Annotated in this window: 19 protein-coding genes; 6 read left to right on the top strand and 13 right to left on the bottom strand. The window is 58.5% G+C overall.

Going from position 1 to position 26,203, the window contains the following annotated elements; genetic code table 11:
• Positions 1–98: 98 nt before the first annotated feature.
• The 4 genes from thyA to rppH form a co-directional block, all read right to left on the bottom strand.
• Entirely contained in the window at positions 99–893 is a 795-nt protein-coding gene (gene thyA, locus FS690_RS11000; RefSeq protein WP_039379962.1) for a thymidylate synthase, read from the bottom strand.
• Positions 890–1,771, bottom strand: coding sequence for a prolipoprotein diacylglyceryl transferase (gene lgt / locus FS690_RS10995; protein ID WP_039379964.1), 882 nt, complete (start codon positions 1,769–1,771; stop codon positions 890–892). The genes thyA and lgt overlap by 4 nt, the downstream gene beginning before the upstream one ends.
• 112 nt (positions 1,772–1,883) lie before the next feature.
• The gene (gene ptsP, locus FS690_RS10990; RefSeq protein WP_039379967.1) at positions 1,884–4,130 is read right to left on the bottom strand and encodes a phosphoenolpyruvate--protein phosphotransferase; all 2,247 of its coding nucleotides are present in this window, start codon (positions 4,128–4,130) and stop codon (positions 1,884–1,886) included.
• 12 nt (positions 4,131–4,142) lie between these two features.
• Positions 4,143–4,673 (bottom strand): RNA pyrophosphohydrolase, encoded by a 531-nt coding sequence (gene rppH, locus FS690_RS10985; protein WP_039379969.1) that lies wholly within the window; start codon positions 4,671–4,673, stop codon positions 4,143–4,145.
• Between the two features lie 685 nt (positions 4,674–5,358).
• On the opposite strand from rppH, the gene mutH reads away from it, so the two are divergent.
• From mutH to FS690_RS10970, 3 genes are all read left to right on the top strand, one after another.
• A complete protein-coding gene (mutH, locus tag FS690_RS10980) occupies positions 5,359–6,045 on the top strand; it encodes a DNA mismatch repair endonuclease MutH (RefSeq protein ID WP_039379971.1) in 687 nt (228 codons plus the stop codon).
• 227 nt (positions 6,046–6,272) lie between these two features.
• On the top strand, positions 6,273–6,491 hold the full coding sequence (locus tag FS690_RS10975) for a YgdI/YgdR family lipoprotein (protein WP_039379973.1): 219 nt from the start codon (positions 6,273–6,275) through the stop codon (positions 6,489–6,491).
• Between the two features lie 143 nt (positions 6,492–6,634).
• Positions 6,635–7,675 (top strand): NADP(H)-dependent aldo-keto reductase, encoded by a 1,041-nt coding sequence (locus FS690_RS10970; protein WP_039379975.1) that lies wholly within the window; start codon positions 6,635–6,637, stop codon positions 7,673–7,675.
• 311 nt (positions 7,676–7,986) lie between these two features.
• Here FS690_RS10970 and lplT read toward each other — a convergent pair whose 3' ends face one another.
• The 4 genes from lplT to FS690_RS10950 form a co-directional block, all read right to left on the bottom strand.
• Complete coding sequence (gene lplT, locus FS690_RS10965; RefSeq protein WP_104085481.1) at positions 7,987–9,186, bottom strand: lysophospholipid transporter LplT; 1,200 nt, start codon at positions 9,184–9,186, stop codon at positions 7,987–7,989.
• Positions 9,183–11,333: a bifunctional acyl-ACP--phospholipid O-acyltransferase/long-chain-fatty-acid--ACP ligase gene (gene aas, locus FS690_RS10960; protein ID WP_039379979.1), complete on the bottom strand. Its 2,151-nt coding sequence runs from the start codon at positions 11,331–11,333 to the stop codon at positions 9,183–9,185. Before aas ends, lplT begins: the two co-directional genes overlap by 4 nt.
• 346 nt (positions 11,334–11,679) lie before the next feature.
• Positions 11,680–13,410, bottom strand: a complete 1,731-nt coding sequence (locus FS690_RS10955; protein ID WP_145339621.1) for a penicillin-binding transpeptidase domain-containing protein — start codon at positions 13,408–13,410, stop codon at positions 11,680–11,682.
• 274 nt (positions 13,411–13,684) lie between these two features.
• The gene (locus FS690_RS10950) at positions 13,685–15,958 is read right to left on the bottom strand and encodes a molybdopterin guanine dinucleotide-containing S/N-oxide reductase (RefSeq protein WP_039379984.1); all 2,274 of its coding nucleotides are present in this window, start codon (positions 15,956–15,958) and stop codon (positions 13,685–13,687) included.
• A 194-nt stretch (positions 15,959–16,152) separates the two neighbouring features.
• Here FS690_RS10950 and galR point away from each other — a divergent pair, with 194 nt between their 5' ends.
• Entirely contained in the window at positions 16,153–17,154 is a 1,002-nt protein-coding gene (gene galR, locus FS690_RS10945) for an HTH-type transcriptional regulator GalR (protein WP_039379986.1), read from the top strand.
• A gap of 1,490 nt (positions 17,155–18,644) precedes the next feature.
• On the opposite strand, the gene FS690_RS10940 is transcribed toward galR, so the two are convergent.
• On the bottom strand, positions 18,645–19,097 hold the full coding sequence (locus FS690_RS10940; RefSeq protein ID WP_175540455.1) for a GNAT family N-acetyltransferase: 453 nt from the start codon (positions 19,095–19,097) through the stop codon (positions 18,645–18,647).
• Positions 19,097–20,350 (bottom strand): diaminopimelate decarboxylase, encoded by a 1,254-nt coding sequence (gene lysA / locus FS690_RS10935; protein ID WP_145339620.1) that lies wholly within the window; start codon positions 20,348–20,350, stop codon positions 19,097–19,099. Before lysA ends, FS690_RS10940 begins: the two co-directional genes overlap by 1 nt.
• Before the next feature lie 109 nt (positions 20,351–20,459).
• Between lysA and FS690_RS10930 the strand changes: the two genes are divergently transcribed.
• Entirely contained in the window at positions 20,460–21,401 is a 942-nt protein-coding gene (locus FS690_RS10930; RefSeq protein WP_094112156.1) for a LysR family transcriptional regulator, read from the top strand.
• Here the strand turns inward: FS690_RS10930 and FS690_RS10925 are convergent.
• Entirely contained in the window at positions 21,377–22,540 is a 1,164-nt protein-coding gene (locus FS690_RS10925; RefSeq protein WP_071668563.1) for an MFS transporter, read from the bottom strand. The two genes, FS690_RS10930 and FS690_RS10925, sit on opposite strands and share 25 nt — an antisense overlap.
• A 291-nt stretch (positions 22,541–22,831) precedes the next feature.
• Here FS690_RS10925 and FS690_RS10920 point away from each other — a divergent pair, with 291 nt between their 5' ends.
• On the top strand, positions 22,832–23,458 hold the full coding sequence (locus FS690_RS10920; protein ID WP_104085477.1) for a hypothetical protein: 627 nt from the start codon (positions 22,832–22,834) through the stop codon (positions 23,456–23,458).
• A gap of 51 nt (positions 23,459–23,509) precedes the next feature.
• Here FS690_RS10920 and lysS read toward each other — a convergent pair whose 3' ends face one another.
• Both lysS and prfB read right to left on the bottom strand, forming a co-directional pair.
• Positions 23,510–25,030: a lysine--tRNA ligase gene (gene lysS / locus FS690_RS10915; protein ID WP_039380000.1), complete on the bottom strand. Its 1,521-nt coding sequence runs from the start codon at positions 25,028–25,030 to the stop codon at positions 23,510–23,512.
• Between the two features lie 9 nt (positions 25,031–25,039).
• A protein-coding gene (gene prfB / locus FS690_RS10910; RefSeq protein WP_104085475.1) for a peptide chain release factor 2 occupies positions 25,040–26,138 on the bottom strand; the annotation gives its coding sequence in 2 pieces (ribosomal slippage) (positions 25,040–26,062 and positions 26,064–26,138; 1,098 coding nt in all).
• Positions 26,139–26,203 lie beyond the last annotated feature (65 nt).

The raw sequence follows: 26,203 nt of genomic DNA, 5'->3' as shown, positions 1-26,203 counted from the left end.
GAACCATTTTTTTGTGCGGCAGCGTCAGAAAAACGTGGCCTGACAGGCAAAAAAAAAGCCCTGCACAGCGGCAGGGCTCAGGTGCTATCGGGAGCAGATCAGACTGCCACAGGGGCCTTGATGGCAGGATGGGGATCGTAGCCTTCTACCTCAAAATCCTCGAACTGATAGTCGAAAATTGAGGCTGGCTTACGCTTAATCACCAGCTTCGGCAGCGGACGTGGTTCGCGCGTCAGCTGCAGGCAAGCCTGCTCCAGATGGTTGCTGTAAAGGTGGGTATCGCCACCGGTCCAGACAAAATCACCCACTTCCAGATCGCACTGCTGCGCGACCATATGCACCAGCAGCGCATAGCTGGCGATATTAAACGGCAGGCCGAGGAAGATATCGCACGAACGCTGATAGAGCTGGCAGGAGAGTTTGCCGTTCGCGACGTAGAACTGGAAAAAGGCGTGGCACGGAGCCAGCGCCATCTGATCCAGCTCGCCCACATTCCAGGCTGAGACAATAATGCGGCGTGAGTCCGGATCGCGTTTCAGCTGCTCAATGACTCTGCTTATCTGATCGATCTCTGCGCCAGAGGCGCTGCCCCAGCTGCGCCACTGCTTGCCGTAGACCGGACCTAAATCTCCGTTTTCATCCGCCCACTCATCCCAGATGGTGACCTTGTTCTCTTTCAGATACTGAATGTTGGTTTCCCCTTTCAGGAACCACAGCAGCTCGTGAATGATAGAGCGCAGGTGCACTTTTTTGGTGGTGACCAGCGGGAAGCCTTCCTGCAGATTGAAACGCATCTGGTGGCCAAAAATGGAAAGCGTGCCGGTACCGGTACGGTCGGCCTTTTCTGCGCCTTCATTCAGCACATGCTGCATCAGTTCCAGATACTGTTTCATTTTACCTCTCGGGTTTGTTGCTGCGGACGACGACGATACGCCCAGACCATCATGATAATGCCCGCCAGAATCATCGGCACAGAGAGGATCTGCCCCATGCTGATACCGCCTTCAAACAGCCCCAGCTGCGCATCCGGCTGACGGAAAAACTCGACAATAATGCGAAACGCGCCGTAACCAATCAGGAACAGTCCGGAGACACTGCCCATTGGACGCGGTTTGCGAATAAACAGGTTGAGAATAAGAAACAGCACCACGCCTTCCAGACACAGCTCATAGAGCTGGGAGGCGTGACGGGGCAGTACGCCATAGGTATTCAGCAGCTGCTGATACTGCGGGTTATTCACCGCCAGCGCGAGATCTTCACTGCGCGATCCCGGAAAGAGCATCGCGAATTTAAAATCGGGCGCCACGCGGCCCCACAGTTCGCCATTGATAAAGTTACCGAGGCGACCCGCGCCAAGACCAAACGGGATCAGCGGCGCAATGAAGTCAGACACCTGGAAGAAGGTACGTTTCGTGCGACGGGCAAAAATCAGCATGACCACAATCACGCCGATAAGGCCACCGTGGAAGGACATGCCGCCATCCCAGACCTTGAACAGGTAGAGCGGGTTTTCCAGAAACAGCGGCAGATTGTAAAACAGCACATAGCCGATACGACCACCGAGAAAGACGCCGAGGAATCCGGCATAAAGCAGGTTTTCCACTTCGTCTTTCGTCCAGCCGCTACCGGGCTTGTTGGCGCGGCGCACCGCAAGCCACATGGCAAAAACAAAGCCCACCAGATACATCAGGCCGTACCAGTGAAGCGAAATCGGTCCGATTGAGAAGATCACCGGATCGAATTGGGGAAATGAAATGTAGCCGTTATTCATTATTCACCATCGATTTTTCTGCCCAACGCGGGCGTGGCTAAAGGGCCAGACAATAAAAGGCTGCGCATCATAGCACAGCCGCTTTTCACAGTTTCCGCAGAAATGTAAACCGTTAACGACCGCCGCGAATCAGTCCACCCAGACCGCGACGCTCCATAAATGCCGCAACCAGATGACGCACTTCCGAAGCGGTATGCGCTGCAATGCCCTGCTGGCTTAGCTTCTGTACTTCCTCCCGATCCAGATGTCGCAACAGGTACTTCACCCGCGGAATATTTTTGCCGTTCATGCTGAGATGATGATAGCCAAGCCCGACCAGCAGCGCGACACACATGGGATCGCCCGCCATTTCACCACACAGGCAGAGCTCAAGTTTGGCTTCCCGGGCTTCACGCGCAATGGTATGCAGCGCGCGCAGCATGGCGGGATGCAGCGGATCGTAGAGGTTTGCGACCCGGGTGTTATTGCGATCCACCGCCAGCAGATACTGCGTCAGATCGTTGGTGCCGACCGAGATAAAATCAACGCGGCTGGCCAGATGCGGGATCATAAACAGCATTGAGGGCACTTCGATCATAACGCCGATACGCGGCCGGGGAATGGGATAGCCCAGTACCTCCTCCACTTCACGTCCGGCGCGATCGATCAGCCGGCGCGCGTCATCGATCTCATCAATATGGCTGATCATCGGCAGCAGAATATTGAGGTTTCCGGAGGCGACGTTAGCGCGCAGCATGGCCCGCACCTGGACCAGGAAGATCTCCGGCTGATCGAGCGTCAGGCGAATACCGCGCCAGCCAAGACACGGATTCTCTTCGCTGATTGGCATATAGGGCAGCTGTTTGTCCGCGCCGACGTCCAGCGTGCGCAGCGTGACCGGCTTATCGTAAAACAGCTGCAGCATGCCCTGGTACTGCGCCACCTGCTCCTCTTCTGACGGGAAGCCGCTTTGCAGCATAAACGGGATCTCAGTACGATAAAGGCCGATGCCATCGACCCAGCTGTCCAGCGCCTGCTCATGCTCCGGGCTAAGACCGGCATTGAGCATGACCTGCACCCGCTCCCCGCTTTTCAACTCACCGGGCTGATCCACCACGCCTTCCGCCATTTTGCTCAGCGCGTTCTCTTCGCTGATCAAACGCTGATACTCCTGTACCAGCACCGGCTCAGGATCGATCAGGACTTCCCCGCGATAGCCATCAACGATCAGCTGCCGCTTGTTGAGCTGCACCGGCAGGATATCGGCACCCATCACGGTCGGGATCCCCATCGCCCGCGTCAGGATCGCCGCATGTGAGTTAGCGGCGCCGTCGCGCACGACCACGCCTGCCAGCCGCTCATGCGGCAGCTCGGCCAGCGTCGTGGCCGTCAGCTCATCGGCCACCAGCACAAAGCGCTCCGGCCAGGCGTTGGTTCCCACCAGCGTATCATCAAGATGAAACAGCAGCCGCTGCCCCAGCACCCGCAGATCGCCGGCCCGTTCGCGCAGATAGTGATCCTGCAGGCTGGCAAACTGCGCCGCAAACTTTTCGATCACGGTTTTCACCGCCCACTCAGCCACCGATCCGCGCTCGATCTCCGCAAACAGATCTTTTTTCAGCCGCGCATCGGTCAGCAGATGCGAGTAGAGATCGAAGATTGCCGCGCTCTCTTTCTGCACGCCGGCCGCAAAGCGTTTACTGAAACGGCGGAATTCATTGCCCGCTTCCCCCATCGCCACCACCAGCCGCTCGCGCTCGCGCTGGGGATCAAGGGTTGATGCGGCAGAAACCTGATCCAGCAGCGGCTGTGTTTCATCCACCCAGCCGATCGCCACCGCCACGCCCGGAGAGGCTGCAATCGCTTTAACACGGGTCTGCCGGAACTGGCCAAATAGCTGGCCGAGCTGTGACTGTGAGAGCAGCCCCGCCATTTGCGTGGCGAGCGTCACCAGAAATGACTCTTCACTCTCATCAAACTGACGGTGTTCGCGCTGCTGCACCACCAGCACGCCCAGTAGCTGGCGACGACTGATAATAGGTACACCAAGGAAAGAGCGATAACGCTCTTCTTTTACAGCAGGAATATATTTAAAGCTGGGGTGACTCTGCGCATCGGCCAGGTTAATGGGTTCAGCAAGCCGGCCAACCAGGCCGACAATGCCTTCATCAAACGCCAGTGCGATCGTACGGCCGCGCGGTTTTTTCAGACCGCGGGTCGCCATCAGGTAGTAGCAGTGTCGATCGTGATCGGCGAGGTAAACCGAGCAGACCTCGGTCTCCATCGCCAGGCAGATTTCGTTAACCAGAATGTCGAGTGCTTCATTCAGACGCGGTGCACCCGCCACTTTTTCTACTATTTCGCGCAACTGAGTGAGCATAAGGGGCGTGGCCTATCCTCTTTTACGACGGTGGGCAACAGGGTTATTGCGCTGCCCCACACTCTCCTGCATCGACATTACCACGCCAGCAAACTCTTTCATGACGCGCCGGTAAACATCGCGCTTGAAGGAGACCACCTGACGTACCGGATACCAGAAGCTCACCCAGCGCCAGCCATCAAACTCGGGTGTGCTGCTGTGTTGCACATTGATATCCGCGTCATTACACATCAACTGCAGAAGAAACCACTTCTGTTTCTGGCCGATACAGACCGGCTTTGTATCCCAACGCACCAAACGTTTAGGCAACTTGTAACGTAACCAGTTACGGGTTGAAGCAAGTATTCGAACATCTTTGCGGTGTAAACCCACTTCTTCGAACAGTTCGCGATACATCGCCTGCTCTGCGGTTTCACCCGGATTGATGCCTCCCTGAGGAAACTGCCAGGAGTGCTGTCCAAAGCGCCTGGCCCATAACACTTGCCCCTGCCTGTTGCAGATTACGATACCAACATTCGGGCGGTAGCCATCATCATCGATCACTGGACTACCTCAAAGCTTAATTTGAATGGTCTGATTGTTTCACACTCCTTACAGGCGGTAAACCACTGGATAAGCCGGACCTCCGCAGAATAAAAAAGAGTTAACCCACAGAGATGACTTAACTTATAAACAGTTACCCTGCCTGTTGTGCGATCTTATGCACTTTTTCTGTGGATAGCTTTGTGCAGAACGCGGTAATTAACTGCAGACAGTTTAACGCCAGCGCAAAACAGAGGATTCTCATCCTGATAAATATATGATTATAATTAATAACTTAATCAAAAAAATAGTGTCAGTCCGAAAGGCTTTTTTTAGCGCGGGTCAGACAAAGAGAGACGTGTGATTAAAAAACAACCGCCGTTGTTTTTATCCACAAGGAATGCCCTAAACCTGGTCAGATGATGCAAAAAAATCGCGCATTGCGGTTCAGCAGGCCCTGTAAATAGAAACAGGGATCGGCTCAGGACGGGCTTATCCAATTTATCTGTGGATAACTTACACTGATATCCTGTTTATTGTGGCGGACAAATCGGGATAAACTGTCTCTCTGAACCGTACCTGCTGCTGCAGTCATTCAAAAAAGCAGTGTGAATCATGCTATTATGACGCCCGTTCAGAAAGAGGCGATGTGGACAACCTGCCCGCCCGCAAACTGATTATTTTTTAACCAACTCAGATATTGATCATGACATTTCACGATCCTTTGCCCGGTTCCCCGATAAGTGAAGAAGAGTTGCTGCAGCGTGCGCATCAGCTGGCCGGAGAGCGGCTGGAAACCCTGGCAGCCCGGCTTAACCTGCCGGTACCTGATAATCTTAAACGCGATAAAGGCTGGGTCGGCATGCTGCTGGAGCTGCACCTGGGTGCCAGCGCCGGCAGTAAAGCGGAGCAGGATTTTGCGCATTTGGGTATCGAGCTTAAAACCATTCCGGTTGATGCTCAGGGCAGGCCACTGGAGACCACCTTTGTCTGTGTGGCGCCGCTGACGGGTAACAGCGGCGTGACCTGGGCGTCAAGCCATGTGCGCCATAAGCTGGCGCGGGTATTGTGGATCCCGGTTGAGGGCGAGCGCACGATCCCACTGGCTGAGCGTCGGGTGGGTACGCCCCTGCTCTGGCAGCCAGACGCAGAAGAGGAGCAGCAGCTGCGCGCCGACTGGGAGGAGCTGATGGATATGATTGTGCTGGGGCAGGTCGAGCGTATTACCGCCCGCCACGGCGCCTGGCTGCAAATCCGTCCCAAAGCAGCCAACAACCGGGCGCTGACGGAAGCCGTAGGTGAGCATGGTGAACGCATTATGACGCTGCCGCGCGGCTTCTATCTTAAAAAGCACTTTACGGCTGCGCTGCTGGCGCGCCATTTTTTACTGTAATTCACTACACGCTCTCTTATACCGCACATTTTCCGACGTCTGGTTTTGCCAGCGTCCGCCAGCTAACGTTACACTCTTCAGTGTGCTGAGCAACCAGCAGGAAACGTGCCTGCTTGTCAAGCTAATGCACGCTATCTCTCGCTTTTTTAAGAATCATGCGATTACTTCGTCAGGTAAAAGCATTTATTACTACACTTTTGCAGTTGGAGCAGCTCAGGGAGCGGATAATGAAAGGGTTAGCGGGTGTAGCGGGTTTACTGCTGGCAGCGTCAGTGCTGAGCGGTTGCAGTAGTGACTATGTGATGGCAACAAAAGATGGCCAGATGATTATGACCGAGGGCAAGCCCTCGATCGATAAAGAGACCGGCCTGGTTGAGTACACCGATCGGCAGGGTCACGTTATGCAGATCAACGGTGATGAAGTTTCCACCATCATTGAACGTTAAGTGCCAGATTACCCGGCCTGCACGGCGTTTTCCTCCGTGCAGGCGATTTCCCGGAGTTTCCCCTCTTCCTTCCTCTGTGTCAGACAGGCTATAGTCCGAAAGGACAGAACATTCCGTTTCATAATGAAAAAAGGAAGCCGGCAATGCATTATCACCGTATCCCCCATAGTACGCTGGAAGTCAGTCAACTGGGGCTAGGCACGATGACGTTTGGTGAGCAAAACAGCGAAGCCGACGCCCACGAACAACTCGATTACGCTGTGAGCCAGGGCATCAATCTGATCGATACCGCAGAGATGTACCCGGTTCCGCCGCGTCCTGAAACCCAGGGATTAACTGAACAATACATTGGCAGCTGGCTGAAAAAGCGCGGCAGCCGCGATAAAGTGATCCTCGCCAGCAAAGTCGCCGGGCCGGTTCGCGGCAGCGACGCGCTGATCCGCCCGCATCAGGCGCTCGATCGCAAAAACATTCGCGAGGCGCTGGATGCCAGCCTGAAGCGTCTGAATACCGACTACCTCGATCTTTATCAGCTGCACTGGCCGCAGCGCCAGACTAACTACTTTGGCAAGCTCGGCTACGAGTACAGCGAAAGTACCGCGACCGTGACCCTGCTGGAGACGCTGGAAGCGCTGACCGAACAGGTGCGCGCCGGTAAGATCCGCTACATTGGCGTTTCGAATGAGACCGCCTGGGGCGTAATGCGCTATCTGCAGCTGGCTGAAAAACATGAACTGCCGCGGATTGTGACGATTCAGAACCCTTACAGTCTGCTGAACCGTAGCTTTGAGGTTGGGCTGGCCGAGATTAGTCAGCATGAAGGCGTGGAGCTGCTGGCTTACTCAAGCCTCGCATTTGGTACTCTGAGCGGCAAGTACCTGAATGGCGCGAAGCCCGCTGGCGCCCGCAACACGCTGTTCAGCCGCTTTACCCGTTACAGCAGTGAGCAGTCGCAACAGGCGATCGCCGCCTATGTCGACCTGGCAAAGCAGCATAATCTGGATCCATCGCAAATGGCCCTCGCCTATGTGCGCCAGCAGCCGTTCGTTGCCAGTACCCTGCTGGGCGCGACCACGCTGGAGCAGCTGAAAACGAATGTGGAGAGTTTTAATCTGACGCTGAACGCCGATGTGCTGGAAGCGCTGGAAACCATCCACCGGCAGTATACCTATCCCGCACCGTAATTTTTCAGGGTTATATGAATACGGCGGAGATTAACGCAAGGGCGTCATTAATGACGCCCTTTTTGATTGCGGTGAAATCGTATAAACGCAGGTGCATCGATACATACGCCAGGGTCGCATAAATGCGACCCCTACGGGAATGTTGAATCATGCGATGGGAATTCGCAGGGGCGTCATTAATGACGCCCTGTGAATGCACCAGGGTCGCATGAATACGACCCCTGCGGGAATTTTGAATCATGCGATGGGAATTCGCAGGGGCGTCATTAATGACGCCCTTTGAATGCACCAGGGTCGCATAAATGCGGCCCCTACGGGGATACGGGACGCGATTTCCACCACAGCAGCGCGATTGCGGCGGCAAATGCTATGCCAAAGCCTGTGCCGGTGGCAATCGCCGGGGCACCGAGCTTAATCGCCAGGGTATAGAGACCCAGCATCAGCAGCATGGCGCTATTCTCGCCGAGGTTCTGCACGGCAATTGCATTACCTGAACCCACGCTCGCCTTACCGCGCTCCTGCAGCAGTGCGTTGAGCGGCACCACAAAAAAACCGCCCAGGGCGCCGATCGCCATCAGCAGGAGATAAGCGTTCAGCAGCGTGGTTTGCAGCGAAAACAGCACCACCATCACTCCTATCAGCACCCCTGCCGGCATACAGCGCCGCACCGTCTGCAGCGTCACCAGCTTAGCCGCCGCCGCCGCGCCCAGTACAATTCCTATCGCTACCATGGCGTTGAGGGTGGTGGGCGTTTTGTTATCGGTAATGCCTAAGGCCACCGGCACCCAGAGCACCAGCAGGAAACGCAGCGTGACTCCTGCTCCCCAGAACAGACTGGTACCCAGCAGGGAAAAACGCGTCTCGCCGTTATGCCACAGCTGGCGTGCTGCACCGCTGAAGCTGCGCAGCATCCTGAGCGCATGCCAGCTCTGACCGGGACGCGCCGCGCTGAGGCGGGGAATGAAGAGATTGGCGACGACCGCCAGCGCGTAGGTCAGCGCACAGGCGGCCAGCGCCATCAGCAGATGCCAGTCCGCCAGTATCCCGCCCGCTACCGAACCGAGCAGAATGGCCGCGATGGTCGATGCCTCCATCAGCCCGTTGGCTTTCACCAGACGTTCACCGCTGGTGATTTCCGTCAGAATGCCATACTTCGCCGGCGAGTAAGCGGCCGCGCCGATGCCCACCAGCGTATAGCCGAGAAACGGATTAAAGCCGAAACAGATGGTCAGCGCACCCAGCAGCTTCAGACTATTCGCCAGCATCATCACCCGTCCTTTGGCGAAGCTGTCGGCCATCTGCCCGACAAACGGCGCCAGCAGAATATAGGTGGCGACAAACAGCATCTGCAGGACCGGCTGGCTCCAGTCGGGGTAGAACTGATTTTTCAGCACTGCCAGCGTGGCAAACAGCAGCGCGTTATCACCAAAAGCGGAAAAAAACTGCGCCACGATCACGGCAATCATACCGCGCGACAGCAGCGGAGCGCGGGCCTCCCCATGCTGGCTCATGCTCTCTCCTCTTCCGCCAGCTGCTTCAGGCTGACGTAGTCTGGCTTACCGCTGCCGAGCATCGGCAGCTGTTTCATGACGCGGATATCGCGCGGCACCGCCAGCTCTGGCGCACCGGTTTCACGCGCCGCCTGCAGCAGCTGCTCGCGCGTCAGCTCGCTGTCGGTGGTAAACAGCACCAGCGCTTCGCCGCGATTACCGTCCGGACGCAGCGAGGCGGCATGCTGTTTTTCACCGGAGGCTTTCAGCGCAATCTGTTCAACGCTCTCCAGCGACACCATCTCACCGGCTATCTTGGCAAAGCGCTTCGCCCGGCCCTGAATCTGACAAAAACCGCCTTCATCGAAACTGACAATATCACCGGTATCATACCAGCCCGCCTCCATCACACCTTCGCCGTTGTCCGCCACGGGCGGTTCCAGCACGCCGGGCGCGTCAACACGCAGATAGCCATTCATGATATTCGGGCCGCGCAGCTGCAGCCGGCCACCCTGCTCAATGCCCGGCACTGAAATCAGACGGGAATCCATGCCGGGCAGCAGACGGCCAACGGTATGCGTGCGGGCAGCCATCGGCACGTTGATCGCCACAACCGGCGCGCACTCGGTGACGCCATAGCCCTCAAGAATACGAATACCGTATTTCTCCATATAGAGCTGGCGCGTGCCTTCCTGCAGCTTCTCCGCACCGGCTACCACGTAGCGCAAACGGGCAAAATCATAGGGGCTGGCGAAGCGCGCGTAGTTACCCAGAAACGTTGACGTACCGAACAGAACGGTGCAGTTGCGGTCATAAACCAGCTCCGGCACGATGCGATAGTGCAGCGGACTGGGATAGAGGAAAACCTGCGCCCCGGTGAGCAGCGGCGTGAAGAGGCCCACCGTCAGGCCGAAGGCGTGAAACAGCGGCAGCGCTGACATAAAGCGATCGCGCGGCGTAAAGTCGGCCACGGTGCGGATCTGCTCCACGTTAGCCAGCAGGCTCTTATGAGAATGCACCACCCCTTTAGGATGGCCTTCCGAACCAGAGGTAAACAGCACCATCGCCGCCTCTTCCGGCTGCTGCGCCAGCTGTGCCCGGCGCGGCAGCAGCAGATGGCCAAGGATCCATAGCTTATCCTGCAGCGTTACCGTCTCTTTAAGATCTTCGAGGTAAATCCATTCGACTTCAGTCAGCCCCTGCGGCAGATGCCACAGGTTGCCTTTTTCCAGAAACTGGCGTGAGGTAAACACGGTTTTTACCTGCGAGGCGGTCAGCGCGGCACGCATGCCGCTGACGCCAGCCGTATAGTTGAGCATGGCCGGAACGCGCCCGCGCATGGATGCACCGAGGATCGCTGCAGCGGTCACGGTAGCATTAGGCAGCAGCAGACCAATATATTCTCCCTGCCGGCTGTAGCGCTCAAGAATACGTCCCACCCCGAGCGCCTTTTTCAGCAGCCCGGTGTAGCTGTCCGGCTGAAAATTCACATCTTCAATACAGGCTTTGGTCAGTCCGTAGCGGGTACGCGCGCTGAGAAAAGCTTCGTAGAGCGTTTCGCGCGGGCGCACCGCCATGCGCGCTTCCATCATAATATGGTGCAGGTGTTCACCTGCCAGCACGCGCCGGTCGCGGGCGCGTTTCGCCTCCGGCATCGGAATATGGGTCGCTGGCAGCACGCTCAGCGTAATTCGGGGAAACAGGCGACGCTTAAATACCCCGCCAAGACGGCCAAACGGCGTGTACTCCGCTCCCTCAATGCGCATCGGCACCACCGTCGCGCCCGATTTCGCCGCCACAAAGCCGGCACCGCTGTAGATCTTCATCAGCGACCCGGTCACGGTGATACGACCTTCCGGGAAAATCACCACCGGGCGGCCGGTGTTAATCATGCGAACCAGATGTTTGATCGACATCGGCTTAGTGGGATCGAGCGGGACAAAGTCGATAATCGGTTTCAGCAGGCGCATATACCAGCGGGTGCTGATAGCAGAATAGACCGCAAATACCGGCCTGATCGGTAAAAACAGCGCAACCAGCACGCCATCCAGAAAGGACATATGATTAGGCGCGATCAGCACTTTCTCTTTATGCAGCGCCGTAAGATCGCCGCGCAGCTCCACGCGCCATAGCAGGCGACAGAGAGTGCGCAAAAGGGTAAATAGCATGCCAGCTCCTTAGCAAGGTCAAAAATGGTAATTACCTTGCAGGATTTGCCGGGCGGCGACAAGTACAGAGCAGAATTAAAGCGGAGTCCCTGACAAACAGCGATGCGGGGCCGCAAAAAAAAGATAAAAAAAACCCACGCGTCTGCGTGGGTCGGTGCAACCGAACAGGGTTATACCTGCAGTGCAGGTATCGCTGCCGCAGCAGCCGATCTTCACACCAATCATACCTCTGGGATCGCTATCGTCGCGCAGCAGCCTGCGAAATAACAGCGGCTAAACGCAACCGTATTCAGCGAAATGCAACCAGGTATGAACAGCGCATCCTGCTGGTTACATTTTGATTTAGCTAGGATTTATCTGGCGGTGGCTTGCTGTAAAGCGCATCCGGCGCAATGTTCATGTGCTTCAGCACCGGTCCCATAATATTGCCGAAGATGGGCGCGGCCACCGAGCCGCCGAAGTGATCGCCCGCGGTCGGATGGTTGATCATCACTACCAGCGCCACCTCCGGATGGCTGGCTGGCGCGATCCCGGCGGTATAGTTCACGTAACCGCCATCATATTTGCCGCTGCTGCCCATCTTCTCTGCGGTACCGGTTTTGGTCGCCAGGCGATAACCTGGTACCGCAGCCTTGATACCGGTGCCGCCCGGCAGCACGTCACTCTCCAGCATATGCACCACGGTCTGTACAATCTGCGGATTGGCTACCTGTTTGCCCAGCACCGGTGGCGTGACTTTGGTTATCGACAGCGGACGATAAACGCCAAACGAGCCCAGCGTGGCATATTCGCGCGCAATCTGCAGCGGCGTCACGCGCAGGCCGTAACCAAAGGAGAAGGTTGCACGTTCAATGTCCGCCCAGCGCTCGCGATGCAGCGGAAAGTAGCCCACGCTCTCACCGGTTAATCCCAGTCCGGTAGGCTTGCCGAGACCAAATGCCTGATAGGTGTTGACCAGCGCTTCCGCCGGCATCGCCAGCGCAATATGCGATACGCCGATATCACTCGATTTTTGCAAAATGCCGGTCATGGTGAGACGCGGCCAGTGGCCGACGTCACGGATAAGATGGCCATTGACGCTGTAGGGCGTGGTATCAATCACCGAGTCAGGCCTGACCAGATGGCGCTCCAGGCCCTCCATCACCACCAGCGGTTTGACCGTTGAGCCGGGTTCAAAGCTGTCATTGATGGCGACGTTACGCATCTGGGCGGGTGTCGCCTTGTCAAAATTATTCGGGTTGAATGAGGGATACGATGCCATTGCCAGAATTTCACCGGTATCGATCTTCACCAGCACCGCGGCGCCGGAGTCCGCTTTATTCAGCAGCACGCCGTCACGCAGCCTGCTATAAAGGGTAAACTGATCAAACTTGTCGATGCTGAGCTGCACCGTGGGCGGCTGCTTCGGCGGCTCATAATCGATCATCGAAATGATATTGCCCTCGCCATCCTGGCGATAGACCTCTTTGCCTGGCTCGCCCTGCAGCACCCGATCAAACCCTTTCTCCAGCCCGTTAAGCCCGTTGCTGTCAGCTCCCACAATGCCAATCAGCGGCGCAGCCGCTTCACTCATCGGATAAAACCGGCTGTCGTTATAGACCGAGCTGATCCCTTTCAGGTGCAGTTTGGCGATATCTTTGGCGATCCCCAGCTCAATCTTACGTCCCAGATAGAGAAACCGCTTTTTCGGGTTAGCCGTAATCTGCGCCTGCAGATCTTCCGGCCGCATGCTGAGCGCCGCCGCCAGATAGCCCCACTTTGCACTGCTGAAGTCGGGATTCGCCTCCAGCACCCGTTTAGGATCGGCAATGATGTCGCGCGACGGTACACTCAGCGCCAGCGCCTGGCCGTCGCGATCCAGCAGCGTGCCGCGATTCGTGGGCAGCGTAACGGTGCGCAGCGAGCGCTGATCCGCTTCATGCTCCAGCATCGGATGGTTGATCAGCTGCAGATCGCCGACGCGGGCGAGCAGCAGTCCCATACAGGTCAGCACGCCCAGACAGATCAGACGAAAACGAAACGGGTTAAACGGGGCTTTAATCTGGTCTTTACCCAGAAATTTTTTAATCGGAGGCATAGCATTCCGCTGCGGTGAGAGTCGTTATCCAGACTGGTTATCGGCTGTTATAAAGAAAGGCCTGGCAAGTTGACAGGAAAACTGTGTTTCAGTTATTTGCAGAGATGACGGACAAAAAAAACCTGCGCATCTGCGCAGGTTGGTGTAATCAAGAAAACGTTTTGATGTTCACCCATCAATACCTCTGGGACCCTGACTGTAGCAAGCCAGCTGACAGCCCTGCACCTGCTTAAACGCAACAGTTGCCCGCAAAATGTAACCAGCGGTGAGATTGTTAGTGGTTTGTGCAACCGTGATGTTTTCTGACTTCGACCAGGCAGCTCATGGCGTTCGGTCCCTGCGTCAGGGAAGAGGTCCCGATATCCAGCGTCAGTACGTTCGGGTTGCCGGCGCGATCCCACGGCTGCCACGTGCCGCCAAAGCCGGGATCGAACCATGCACCGGTCGCGATAATCAGTACGCCCGGCGCGACGCCGTCGGTCAGGCGCACGCCGGCCAGCATACGGCCGCGCGCATTGCTTACCTCAACCACCTCCCCGTCGGCAATGCCGCGCTGCGCGGCATCCTGCGGATGCATCGACAGCGTCTCATGCCCGGCAGTTTTATTGGCCTGAACGGCAGGGGTTGCATCCAGCTGGCTGTGCAGCCGGTCGGCAGGCTGCACTGAGATCATATGCAGCGGATAGTCGCTGCTCAGCGGCGCACCCAGCCACTCCTGCGGCTCACACCAGGTGGGATGACCCGCGAAGTCATCCAGCTGATAGTCCGCAATGGTCTGGCAAAAGAGCTCAATTTTGCCGCTGGCGGTGGCGATGGGATGCGCCTGCGGATCGGCGCGAAACTCCTCCATAAAGATATAGGGTTTCCCGCCCTCGGGGATCTCCACAAACCCGCGCTCCCAGAACTCACTGAAGGCCGGGAAAGCGATACCGCGCCGCGCATGTGCCTGTGCGCACTGCTGATAAAGATGCTCAATCCACTGCATCTCGTTGCGCCCTTCCGTGAAGCGGTCGCGATAACCGAGGCGATCGGCGATGTCAGCAAAAATATCGAAGTCGTTGCGTGCCTGATGCTGTGGCCTGACTGCCTGGTGCATCGCCAGCACAAAGCGATCGCGCGACGATCCGCCAATATCGTTGCGCTCCAGCGTGGTTGTCACCGGCAGCACAATGTCCGCCATCTGCGCCGCAGGCGTCCAGACAATATCCTGCACAATCACCGTATCGGGTCGCTGCCAGCCGGCGACCAGCCGGTTAAGCTGCTGGTGATGATGAAACGGATTACCGCCCGCCCAGTGCACCAGATGGATATCAGGATAGTGCAGCGTCTCACCGCAGAAGTCGTAAGGTTCGCCTGGCTGCAGCAGCATGTCGCTGATGCGCGCTACCGGAATCGCCAGATTGGCCGGATTAGGCCCGGTGCTCATCATCGGCGCCGGTCCCTCCTGACGCGGATTGCCTACGCTGTTCATTGAGCCATGCCCGAATGAGAAGCCTGCGCCCGGCAGGCCCGGCTGACCCAGCATGCAGGAGAGCGCAATCATCATCCAGTAGGGCTGCTCACCGCGGTGGGCGCGCTGCACGGAGTAAGCGCTGGTCATAAAGCTGCGCCTGCCCGCCAGCTGCTGTGCCAGCTGTGCGATACGTGCGGCCGGAATAGCGGTAATGGCGCTCGCCCAGGCTGCGGTTTTTGCCACGCCGTCGCTTTCGCCCAGCAGGTAAGCGCGCAGCTGCGGCCAGCCGGTGCAGTGCGTAGCGAGGAAGGTGTCGTCAGTGGCGCCGTTGCGCAGGATCTCATAGCCCAGCGCCAGCATCAGCGCGACATCGGTATTGGGGCGAATCGGGATCCATTCGGCGTTTAGCCACGCCGGACAGTCATCGCGCTGCGGGCTGATGTTGATTACCGGAGTGCCCCTGGCGCGCAGCTGCTCCAGCGCCGGCTTCAGGCTGTGCTGCCCCGCTCCGCCGGACGCGACCTGCGCATTTTTCAACGCCAGGCCACCAAAGGCGACAAAAATCTCCGCATGCTCCACCACCTGCGGCCAGTCGGTTACGCGCCCGGTCAGCGGCATGTAAGTGCCAATCACATAGGGCAGGAAGAACTGGGCGGCGCCCCAGCTGTAGTTGCCCTGCTGATCGACCCCGCCGCCGCCCTGAAAATAGAAACGCCGCACCAGCGTCCGCGCATGGTTCACCCGTCCGGCCGAGGACCAGCCGTATGAGCCGGTAAAAATGCCGGCTGCCCCGTAGCGTTCACGTACGCGACGGTTCTCTTCCGCCACCAGATCGAGCGCGGTGTCCCAGCTGACCGGCACAAAGTCTTCACGCCCGCGCAGGGTGCGATCGCTGTTCTCGCGCGATTTCAGCCACGAGCGGCGCACCATTGGCTGGCGGATACGCCTGTCGGAGTAAACCAGCTCGGGGATGGTGTGGATCATCGGTGAAGGATCGGTATCGGCAAAGAAAGGTTCGCAGCCTGTCAGGCGACCATCTTCCGTCACGGCGGTAAAAGCGCCCCAGTGCGCCAGGTGCGGCACGCGTGTTTTCATGAGAGTGTCCGGCAGATAAACAGAGAATGCGCGGCAGCATAGCATGAGGCTGCACTCCGCCAGAAGCCTGCCTGTGAGCGGCTGATTTTCCGCGCTTTTGCGACAACGCTGGCATTCTGATCGCTTGCGGCCCAGGGGCTTTTCCGTAACACTGATGCGATGTGTAAACGTTTTCCCTGGATGTCGATAATTGCATGGCTACCATAAAGGATGTTGCCCGTATGGCCGGGGTGTCGGTTGCGACCGTTTCCCGTGTTATCAATAACTCTCCCAAAGCCAGCGAAGGTTCACGCCTCGCGGTAACCCAGGCGATGGAGCAGCTGCAGTATCACCCTAACGCCAATGCGCGCGCGCTGGCACAGCAATCTACTGAAACGCTGGGGCTGGTGGTGGGTGATGTATCCGACCCTTTTTTTGGCGCGATGGTAAAAGCGGTGGATGAAGTGGCAGGCGAGACCGGCAACTTTCTGCTGATTGGTAACGGTTACCATAATGAACAAAAAGAGCGGCAGGCGATTGAGCAGCTGATGCGCCATCGCTGCGCGGCGCTGGTGGTGCATGCCAAGAAAATCCCGGCAGACGATCTGGAGATGCTGATGCGTCAGGTGCCGGGTATGGTGCTGCTGAACCGGCTGATCCCGGGCTTTGAGTCACGCTGTATTGCGCTTGACGATCGCTATGGCGCCTGGCTCGCCACCCGGCATCTTATTCAGCAGGGCCATACGCACATCGCTTTTATCTGCTCCACGCACACCATTTCTGATGCAGAGGATCGCCTGCAGGGCTATTACGATGCGCTGCGGGAACACGGCCTGCCCTGTAACGACCGCCTGGTGGCCTGGGGTGAGCCTGATGAAACAGGCGGTGAGCAGGCGATGACGGAGCTGCTGGGCCGCGGCAAGTCTCTGACGGCCGTCGCCTGCTATAACGACTCGATGGCTGCTGGCGCGCTGGCGGTGCTAAGTGATAACGGCATCCGCGTACCAGAGGAGATGTCACTGATCGGGTTTGATGATGTGCTGGTGTCACGTTACGTGCGTCCGCGCCTTACTACCGTGCGCTATCCTATTGTCACTATGGCGCAGCAGGCGGCACAGCTGGCGCTGGCGCTGGCGCACGGCAGCGAGCTGCCTGAAGTCACTAATATGTTCAGTCCGACGCTGGTGCGGCGTCACTCAGTGGGTGGGCCTGGATAAGTGATGCGCTGTACAGCGCGCTAAGCAGCGCGGGGCTGGGCGCTAAGCAGCGCAGGGCTGGACGCTGAGCAGAGCTGAGCGCTGAGCAGCGCGGGGCTGGTTGCGGCAGCGCGTGACGCCGGAGGGGTTCCGCCCGCCAGGCTTCTGGCAGTTTCAGCGGCATCTCCGCACGCGGACGGGCTAAGGGGCGGGTGGGCGCGCCCCTTAGCAATCCGCGCCCCGCGCCGTCCTCGCGAATTCCCGGACTTATCCCTCCGGCCTTAACGGACCGCGCGGATTCGCTCCTGCTCAGCCCGCGCTCTCGCCGGCGTCCTGCCGGCTCGCCCTGGCCGTCACTCTGCGCCCGGCGCTGCGGATAGCGCCCCCTCCCCGCCTGCTAATTCATTTTTTTCATTTTTAAAAGTGGCGAAGCCTGAAGCTCAGGCGCAGGGCTGCCAGCCATAAAATCCCACCATGAAAGAGAAAAAAGCAGCAGCCGGGGGAAGCGCCATCCGGGTCCGCCGAGGGAGGGCACGATTCCGGGATGAGCCGACAGGACGTCGGCGAAAGGGCGCGGTGAGCAGGAGCGAATGGCGGCCGATCCCATGGAAGCGGGCGTGAGCGAGGGAACCGCGCAGCGGCGGGCGGGGCTGGCGCAGGGCCGGGGAGTGCAGAGGGCGCGGCCAGGCGTCCTCTGCCCGGTCGCCGTGCCGGGGCACAGGCTGCTGCCGCAGCTGACGGCGAACGGAACCGGCCCCGGGGCAGCAGCACGCGGCTGTGCGCTAAGCAGCGCGGGGCACTGGAGGGGTTCCGCCCGCCAGGCTTCTGGCAGTTTCAGCGGCATCTCCGCACGCGGACGGGCTAAGGGGCGGGTGGGCGCGCCCCTTAGCAATCCGCGCCCCGCGCCGTCCTCGCGAATTCCCGGACTTATCCCTCCGGCCCTAACGGACCGCGCGGATTCGCTCCTGCTCAGCCCGCGCTCTCGCCGGCGTCCTGCCGGCTCGCCCTGGCCGTCACTCTGCGCCCGGCGCTGCGGATGGCGCCCCCCTCCCCGCCTGCAAATCCTTCATTTTGTTTTTTAAAAGTGTTGTGGTGTGGTCTGAAGCGTTTTCACGAAACCTTCAGCCATAAAAAATTTAAGGAAGAGAAAAAAAGCAGCAGCAGCGGGAAGCGCCATCCGGGTCCGCCGAGGGAGGGCACGGTTCCGGGATGAGCCGACAGGACGTCGGCGAAAGGGCGCGGTGAGCAGGAGCGAATGGCGGCCGGTCCCGGGGAAGCGGGCGTGAGCGAGGGAACCGCGCAGCGGCGGACGGGGCTGGCGCAGGGCCGGGGAGTGCAGAGGGCGCGGCCAGGCGTCCTCTGCCCGGTCGCCGTGCCGGAGCAAAGGCAGCTGCCGCAGCTGACGGCGAACGGAACCAGCCTCGGGGCCCCGTAGCGAACGGAACCAGCCCCCGGGCCCCGCAGCGAACGGAACCGGCGCCCGCGCCCGTGGCGAACGGAACCAGCTCCCGTCACAGATCCTGCTTATACACCCTCACCCGCTCGGCGGGAAACTCCAGCGCTTCGCAGACATACTCCCAGCCGTGCCGCTCGTAGTAGCCGGAAAACGTTGACCAGAGCCAGATACGCGCGTGGCCGCGATCGCGGGCGAAATCGATCACGTGCTGCTGCAGCGCCTCGCTCACGCCCTGACCGCGTGAGGCGGGATCGACATAGAGCGCTGCCGCCCACGGCCAGAGATCCTGGCGGCTGATCAGATCGCAGCGCCAGAAACCGATAGTGCCCAGCGGAATATCGTGCGCGTCCAGTGCGACAAACGTCACCGGCAGATCGGCACCGTTCAGGCTGCTGCGCACGACACTGTGATAAAACTCACGCGTTGTGCCATCGCCAAACGCCTGCCACAGCCAGTCAGTTATCTGACTGGCGTGATGCGGCACGCTGCTGAGCGGCAAAATACGCATCAGTTCAGCTCCAGCGCCAGCAGCTCCTGAATCGTCTGCGCGCGGCGGATCTCACGCACGCTGCCGTTTTCAAATAGCACTTCCGGGATCAGCGGGCGGCTATTGTAGTTAGAGGACATGGACGCGCCGTAAGCACCAGTGTCGTGAAACACCAGATAGTCGCCAGGCTGCACCGCAGGCAGCGCGCGGGTCTCCACCTTGCCGCCCTCCTGCTGGGTAAACACATCGCCTGATTCACACAGCGGCCCGGCCACCACGCTCTCCTGCGTGACTGCCTCCGGCGTGCTGCCATCGGCTGGCAGCACCGAAATATGGTGATAGCTGCCATACATAGCCGGACGCATCAGATCGCTGAAGCCTGCATCAACCAGCACAAAGTGGCGACTGCCCATCGCTTTAACCGCCCGTACCTGTGAAACCAGTACGCCCGATTCAGCCACCAGGAAGCGTCCCGGCTCAATTTCCAGCTTTACCGGATGCCCGAGGTGGTCGGCAATGCGATCGCGCGCGCGGCTCCAGAGGCCAAAGTAGTGGTCGGTATCGATCGCTTCTTCATCAAAGCGGTAGGGAACAGAGAGCCCGCCGCCGGCTGAGATGGCGCTGAGATCCTGACCAAACGCAATCACCTGATCGACCATGGCGTCACACACCTGCTGCAGATGCGCATAATCCACGCCGGAGCCGATATGCATGTGCAGCCCCACCAGCTGCAGACCGTGCTGCTGAATCGCAGCCAGCGCCAGCGGCAGATCGCCATACCAGATGCCGTGCTTGCTGTTTTCGCCGCCGGTATTGGTTTTCTGGCTGTGACCGTGACCAAAACCAGGATTGATACGCAGCCACACTTTATGGCCCGGCGAACGCGCGCCCAGCTGGTGCAGCATATCTACCGAACCGGCGTTTACCGGTACCTGCAGCTCAGCCACGCGCTGAAGCGTCGGCAGATCCAGCAGGTCCGCCGTAAACACAATGTCCTCACCGCCCGGTTCAAATCCCGCCGCCAGCGCGCGTTCAATTTCACCCAGCGAGACGGAATCGACTTTTACCCCGGCCTGACGCATCAGGCGCAGAATATGAATGTTTGAGCAGGCTTTCTGCGCAAAGCGCACCACATCAAACTGGCTGAGCTGCGCAATACGCTGCTGAATAATGGCGGCGTCATAGGCCCAGAACGGACCGCTGTAGCGCTGCGCCAGCGGCAGCAGATGGGTAGCGTTAAGCGCAGATTCGGTGGTGTCTAACGGACGTGGCATAACAATTCTCCTGTACTGTTGCCCTCATTTAGCCACACCACATTAATTCACAGAAATATCTGTTTTAGCGGCAGCTATGCAAATATGATATGCCTTTAATGGAGGAGCGATGGCGAACATCAACTGGCGGCATATTGAGATTTTCCATGCGGTGATGACCAGTGGCAATCTGACGCAGGCCGCCGCGCTGCTGCACACTTCGCAGCCCACCGTCAGCCGTGAGCTGGCGCGTCTGGAGCAGCAGCTGGGACTGACGCTGTTTGAGCGGGTGCGCGGTCGTCTGCAGCCCACGATGCAGGCGCTGAGTCTGTTTGAAGAGGTGCAGCGCTCCTGGTACGGACTGGACCGGATTCTCGATGCGGCGGAAGGATTACGGCAGTTCCGGCATGGCGAGCTGTCGGTGGCCTGCCTGCCGGTATTTTCCCAGTCGCTGCTGCCGCCTCTGCTGCAGCCCTTTATGCAGCGCTATCCGCAGGTGAATCTGAACATCATTCCGCAGGAGTCGCCGCTGCTGGAGGAGTGGCTGTCGGCGCAGCGCTACGATCTTGGCCTGACTGAGACACAGCATGCGCCATCCGGCACGGAACGCCTCTCGCTGCTGACCTGCGATGAAGTGTGCGTTTTGCCGCCGCAGCATCCGCTCTGTCAGCGTGATGTGCTGACACCTGCCGATTTCCATCAGCAGAATTTTGTCAGCCTGTCGCGGCATGACAGCTATCGTCAGCTGCTGGATGCGCTGTTTCTGGAACAGAAGGTTGAGCGACGGCTGGTGCTGGAGACGCACAGCGCCGCGTCGGTATGCGCGATGGTGCGCGCCGGGGTTGGCTTATCGATTGTAAATCCGCTCACCGCGCTGGATTACGCGGCGAGCGGCGTGGTGATGCGGCGTTTCAGTATCAGCGTGCCGTTTACCGTGAGCCTGATCCGCCCTCAGCACCGGCCCGCCTCTGCGCTGGTTGACCGCTTCTGCCACCACCTGCAGCAGCAGGTGGCAGCATTTCCGGGGCTTATCGCCGCGCAGCTTGATCAGACGCGGACCGTATCGCCCTGACCGTTAGCGTTGCGGAAGGTGATGACACACACCACCAGGCCGACAGCGGCGATGGCGGCAGCCGCAACCGGCACTGCCGTCAGGCCGTAGCCGCGCGCAATAACGGCGCCGCCTACCCAGGCACCCAGCGCGTTACCCACGTTAAAAGCAGCGATGTTGAGCGTGGAAACCAGGTTCGGTGCCTCTTTGCCGTGGCGCACCACGTTGATCTGCAGGCCGGGTACAGTGGCAAACGTCGCCATGGCCCACAGGAACAGCGTAATTTCAGCCAGCCAGAGCGCATGGCTGGTCCAGCTGAAGAGCAGTGAGAACAGCGCAATCAGTGAGAAGCTGAGGATCAGGCTGAAAGAGACTTTCCAGTCCGCCAGCTTGCCGCCAATGATATTACCTGCCGTCAGGCCGGCGCCAATCAGGAACAGCGTCCAGCTCACGCCGCGGTCGCTGATGCCGGTGACCTGAAGCAGCAGCGGCGCAATATAGCTGAACAGCGCAAACATCGCCGCGGCAAAGCAGACCGTCATCAGCAGCGACAGCCAGAGTCGTCCGTTGGCCAGCGCACTAATCTCACTGGCCAGATGAACCGGCTTCTCTTCTTTATTTGCCGGCAGGCTGACAATCAGGGCGATAAACGCCAGAATGCCGATAATCGCCACGCCCCAGAAGGTGGCACGCCAGCCAAACAGCTGACCAAACCAGGTGCCAAGCGGCACGCCAAGCACGTTTGCCAGCGTCAGCCCGGTAAACATCAGCGCCACCGCTGACGCCTGACGGCCGGGCGCCACCAGGCTTGCGGCCACTACCGATCCAATGCCAAAGAACGCGCCGTGGCAGAGTGCGGTGACCACACGCGCCAGCATCAGCAGGTTATAGCTATAGGCCAGCGCGCAGAGCACGTTACCGATAATAAAGATCACCATCAGCAGACTCAGCGTGCGCTTGCGCGGCAGGCTGGCGGTCAGCAGCGCCATAATCGGCGCGCCAATCGCCACGCCGAGCGCGTAACCGCTGATCAGCCAGCCGGCTGAAGGAATCGACACCTGCAGATCGCCTGCCACTTCCGGCAGCAACCCCATGATGACAAACTCCGTGGTGCCAATGGCGAACGCACTCAGCGCCAGCGCCAGTAATGCAACAGGCATAACACACTCTCCCAAGATAATTTTGCAGGCGGGTCGTACTGCGAACACAGCACGGTAAAACAGAACGCTTATTAATATTTGAACTGCGTCACGCTGCATTAAAACACAGCCCTGGCAGCGCAACCACCCTGTGCGCCGCAAGGCTATATTGCCGGCGCGGCAATAATCAGCGCCGGTCCGGCTTGTGGCGCGGTGGCGGATAGTGATAGCGTTGCCCGGTTTTCAGCCGGCGGAAGCGGGTAACGGTCAGAACGCAGCGCGCAGGTGAGCGCCCCACAGGAGAAAAAAGAGATGCGCTGGATAATTGCGCTGGCGGCGTGCTGCCTCAGCGGCTGCTCGGTTGGACACTATGAATACAGTAAAGAAGCTGCGCGCCGGGTGGATATGACCGTTACCGGTATTCCCACCATTCTTGGGGTCGGCACGCTGGGCACGACTATCCCGCTCACCGCCGACTACAGCCTGACGGCGGCACACGTGGCGAAATACTCACTCTACCGGGTGAAAGCCTGGCACCCCGACTGCGATCTCGCCGTGGTTTACCATAAAAACCGGGCGGGCAACCTGCCGCCGGCGTTCCGTAACGGCCACATTGGCGATCGCGTAAATCTTTATGGCTATAGCTTTATCTCTGCCCTGCCGGTCGCCTCCAGCGGAGAGAACCTGGTGAATACCACGCTGGTAAACAGCTGGAACAAAGCAAACTGTGTGGTGGTGGCGGCCAGTGCTGGCGTAGTGAAAGGTATGTCAGGCGGCGCAGTCTATAACGCCAGTGATGACACGCTGGCTGGGGTGATCACAGGATACAGCCGGCGGATCGATGATAACCAAAGCGGAAAAACGCTGTATAGCGATGTGGCACTCTACATACCCTATGCGCGTTTTCAGACGTGGCTGGCAGAGGCGATTGCGCCGTGATAACTGCTGCCCGACTCTCCCCTGCGGGAGAGAGACGGGCAGCGCCTGCTGTTACTTCGCCGTCGGGCGCAGCGCCGGGAACAGGATCACATCGCGAATGGTGTGGCTGTTGGTAAACAGCATCACCATACGGTCGATACCGATACCGAGGCCAGCCGTTGGCGGCAGTCCGTGCTCCAGCGCGGTGACGTAATCTTCATCGTAGAACATCGCTTCATCATCGCCGGCATCTTTTGCATTCACCTGCTGCAGGAAACGCTCTGCCTGATCTTCAGCGTCGTTCAGCTCTGAGAAGCCGTTACCGATCTCGCGACCACCAATAAAGAACTCAAAGCGATCGGTGATTTCCGGGTTCTCATCATTACGGCGCGCCAGCGGTGAAACCTCTGCCGGGTATTCGGTGATGAAGGTTGGCTGAATCAGATGGGCTTCCGCCGTCTCTTCAAAGATCTCCGTTACCACGCGGCCCAGACCCCAGCTTTTTTCCACTTTGATATGCAGCGCACTGGCGATCGCTACCGCTTTATCAAAGTCTTCCAGGTCAGCCAGGTCCGTTTCCGGACGATATTTTTTGATCGCTTCACGCATCGTGAGCTTCTCAAAAGGCTTACCGAAGTCAAAGGTATGTTCGCCATAGGCCACTTCAGTGGTGCCCAGTACGTCCTGCGCCAGCGTGCGGAACAGGCTTTCGGTCAGCTCAATCAGATCTTTGTAATCTGCATACGCCATATAGAGTTCCATCATGGTGAACTCAGGATTATGGCGCGGCGAGATGCCTTCGTTACGGAAGTTACGGTTGATCTCAAACACGCGATCGAAGCCGCCTACAACCAGACGCTTCAGATAAAGCTCCGGCGCAATACGCAGATACATATCGATATCCAGCGCATTGTGATGGGTGATGAAAGGACGCGCAGAAGCGCCGCCCGGGATCACCTGCATCATTGGCGTTTCCACTTCCATAAAGTCGCGGTTTACCATGAACTGGCGAATACCCGCCATGATTTTCGAGCGTACCTGGAAGGTGTGGCGCGATTCATCGTTGGAGATGAGATCAAGATAGCGCTGACGATAGCGCGTCTCCTGGTCAGCCAGGCCGTGAAACTTGTCCGGCAGCGGACGCAGCGCTTTGGTCAGCAGGCGCAGTTCTGAGATATGGATTGAAAGCTCGCCGGTTTTGGTTTTGAACAGCTTACCGCGTGCACCCAGAATATCGCCCAGATCCCACTTCTTGAACTGCTCGTTATAGACTCCTTCCGGCAGATCGTCACGTGAAACGTAGATCTGGATCTGACCGCCAACATCCTGCAGCGTGGCAAACGACGCTTTACCCATGATGCGGCGCGTCATCATACGACCGGCAACGCTCACTTCCACGCCCAGCGCTTCCAGCTCTTCGTTGCTCTTGTCGTCATAGCTGGCGTGCAGCCGATCGGAGGTGGTGTCACGACGGAAATCGTTGGGAAACGCCACGCCCTTTTCACGCAGCGCGCTGAGTTTTTCGCGACGCGCTTTCAGTTCATTATTTAACTCAAGTGCGGCGTCAGCGTTCTGCGGTTGTTGTTCAGACATGTCGGTTCCTTATAGCCCTGCTTTTAAACTTGCTTCAATAAAACGATCCAGATCGCCATCCAGCACCGCCTGAGTATTGCGGGTCTCTACGCTGGTGCGCAGATCTTTGATGCGGGAGTCATCCAGCACGTAAGAACGAATCTGGCTGCCCCAGCCGATATCCGATTTGTTCTCTTCTGCGGCCTGCTTGTCAGCATTTTTCTTCTGCATCTCATATTCATAGAGCTTGGCTCGCAGCTGTTTGAAGGCCTGGTCTTTGTTCTTGTGCTGTGAACGGTCGTTCTGACACTGCACCACAATGTTGGTCGGCAGGTGGGTAATACGCACCGCAGACTCCGTTTTGTTAACGTGCTGACCGCCCGCACCTGATGCGCGGTAGACGTCAATGCGCAGATCGGCCGGGTTGATATCGATATCGATATTGTCATCCACTTCCGGATAGATAAACACCGAACTGAACGAGGTGTGACGACGGCCGCCGGAGTCAAACGGACTCTTGCGCACCAGGCGATGGACGCCGGTTTCCGTACGCAGCCAGCCGTAGGCGTAGTCACCAATCACCTTGATGGTGGCGGATTTGGTGCCCGCAACTTCGCCTTCCGACTCTTCAATGATCTCGGTTTTAAACCCTTTGGCTTCTGCCCAGCGCAGATACATGCGCAGCAGCATGCTGGCCCAGTCCTGCGCTTCCGTACCGCCGGAGCCTGCCTGAATATCCATGTAGCAGTCGGCGCTGTCATACTCGCCTGAGAACATGCGGCGGAATTCCAGCTCACCCAGCTTTACTTCCAGCGCGTCGAGCTCAACCACGGCTTCGTTGAAGGTTTCTTCATCGTCCGCTTCAACCGCCAGCTCCAGCAGGCCCTGCACATCTTCCAGGCCCTGGTGCATCTGATCGAGGGTTTCAACGACGGCTTCGAGCGACGCGCGCTCTTTGCCGAGCGCCTGCGCGCGTTCAGGTTCATTCCAGACGTCCGGCTGCTCCAGCTCGGCGTTTACTTCTTCAAGACGTTCTTTCTTGGCATCGTAGTCAAAGATACCCCCTAAGAACGCCACTGCGCTCGCTAAGGTCCTGGATACGATTTTTGACCGGATTAATTTCAAACATGGCTTTTCAGTCTTTTTTGGCGATACGGTGAGAAAAGATAAAGTAACGCATGAGTTTACCCGAAA

It is taken from the genome of Pantoea sp. PSNIH1, assembly GCF_007680655.1.
In the GTDB taxonomy this organism is placed as follows: Bacteria; Pseudomonadota; Gammaproteobacteria; order Enterobacterales; family Enterobacteriaceae; genus Pantoea; species Pantoea eucrina.
The sequence above is the reverse complement of the archived record's forward strand: the minus strand, read 5'-3'. Positions and strand labels throughout refer to the sequence as shown.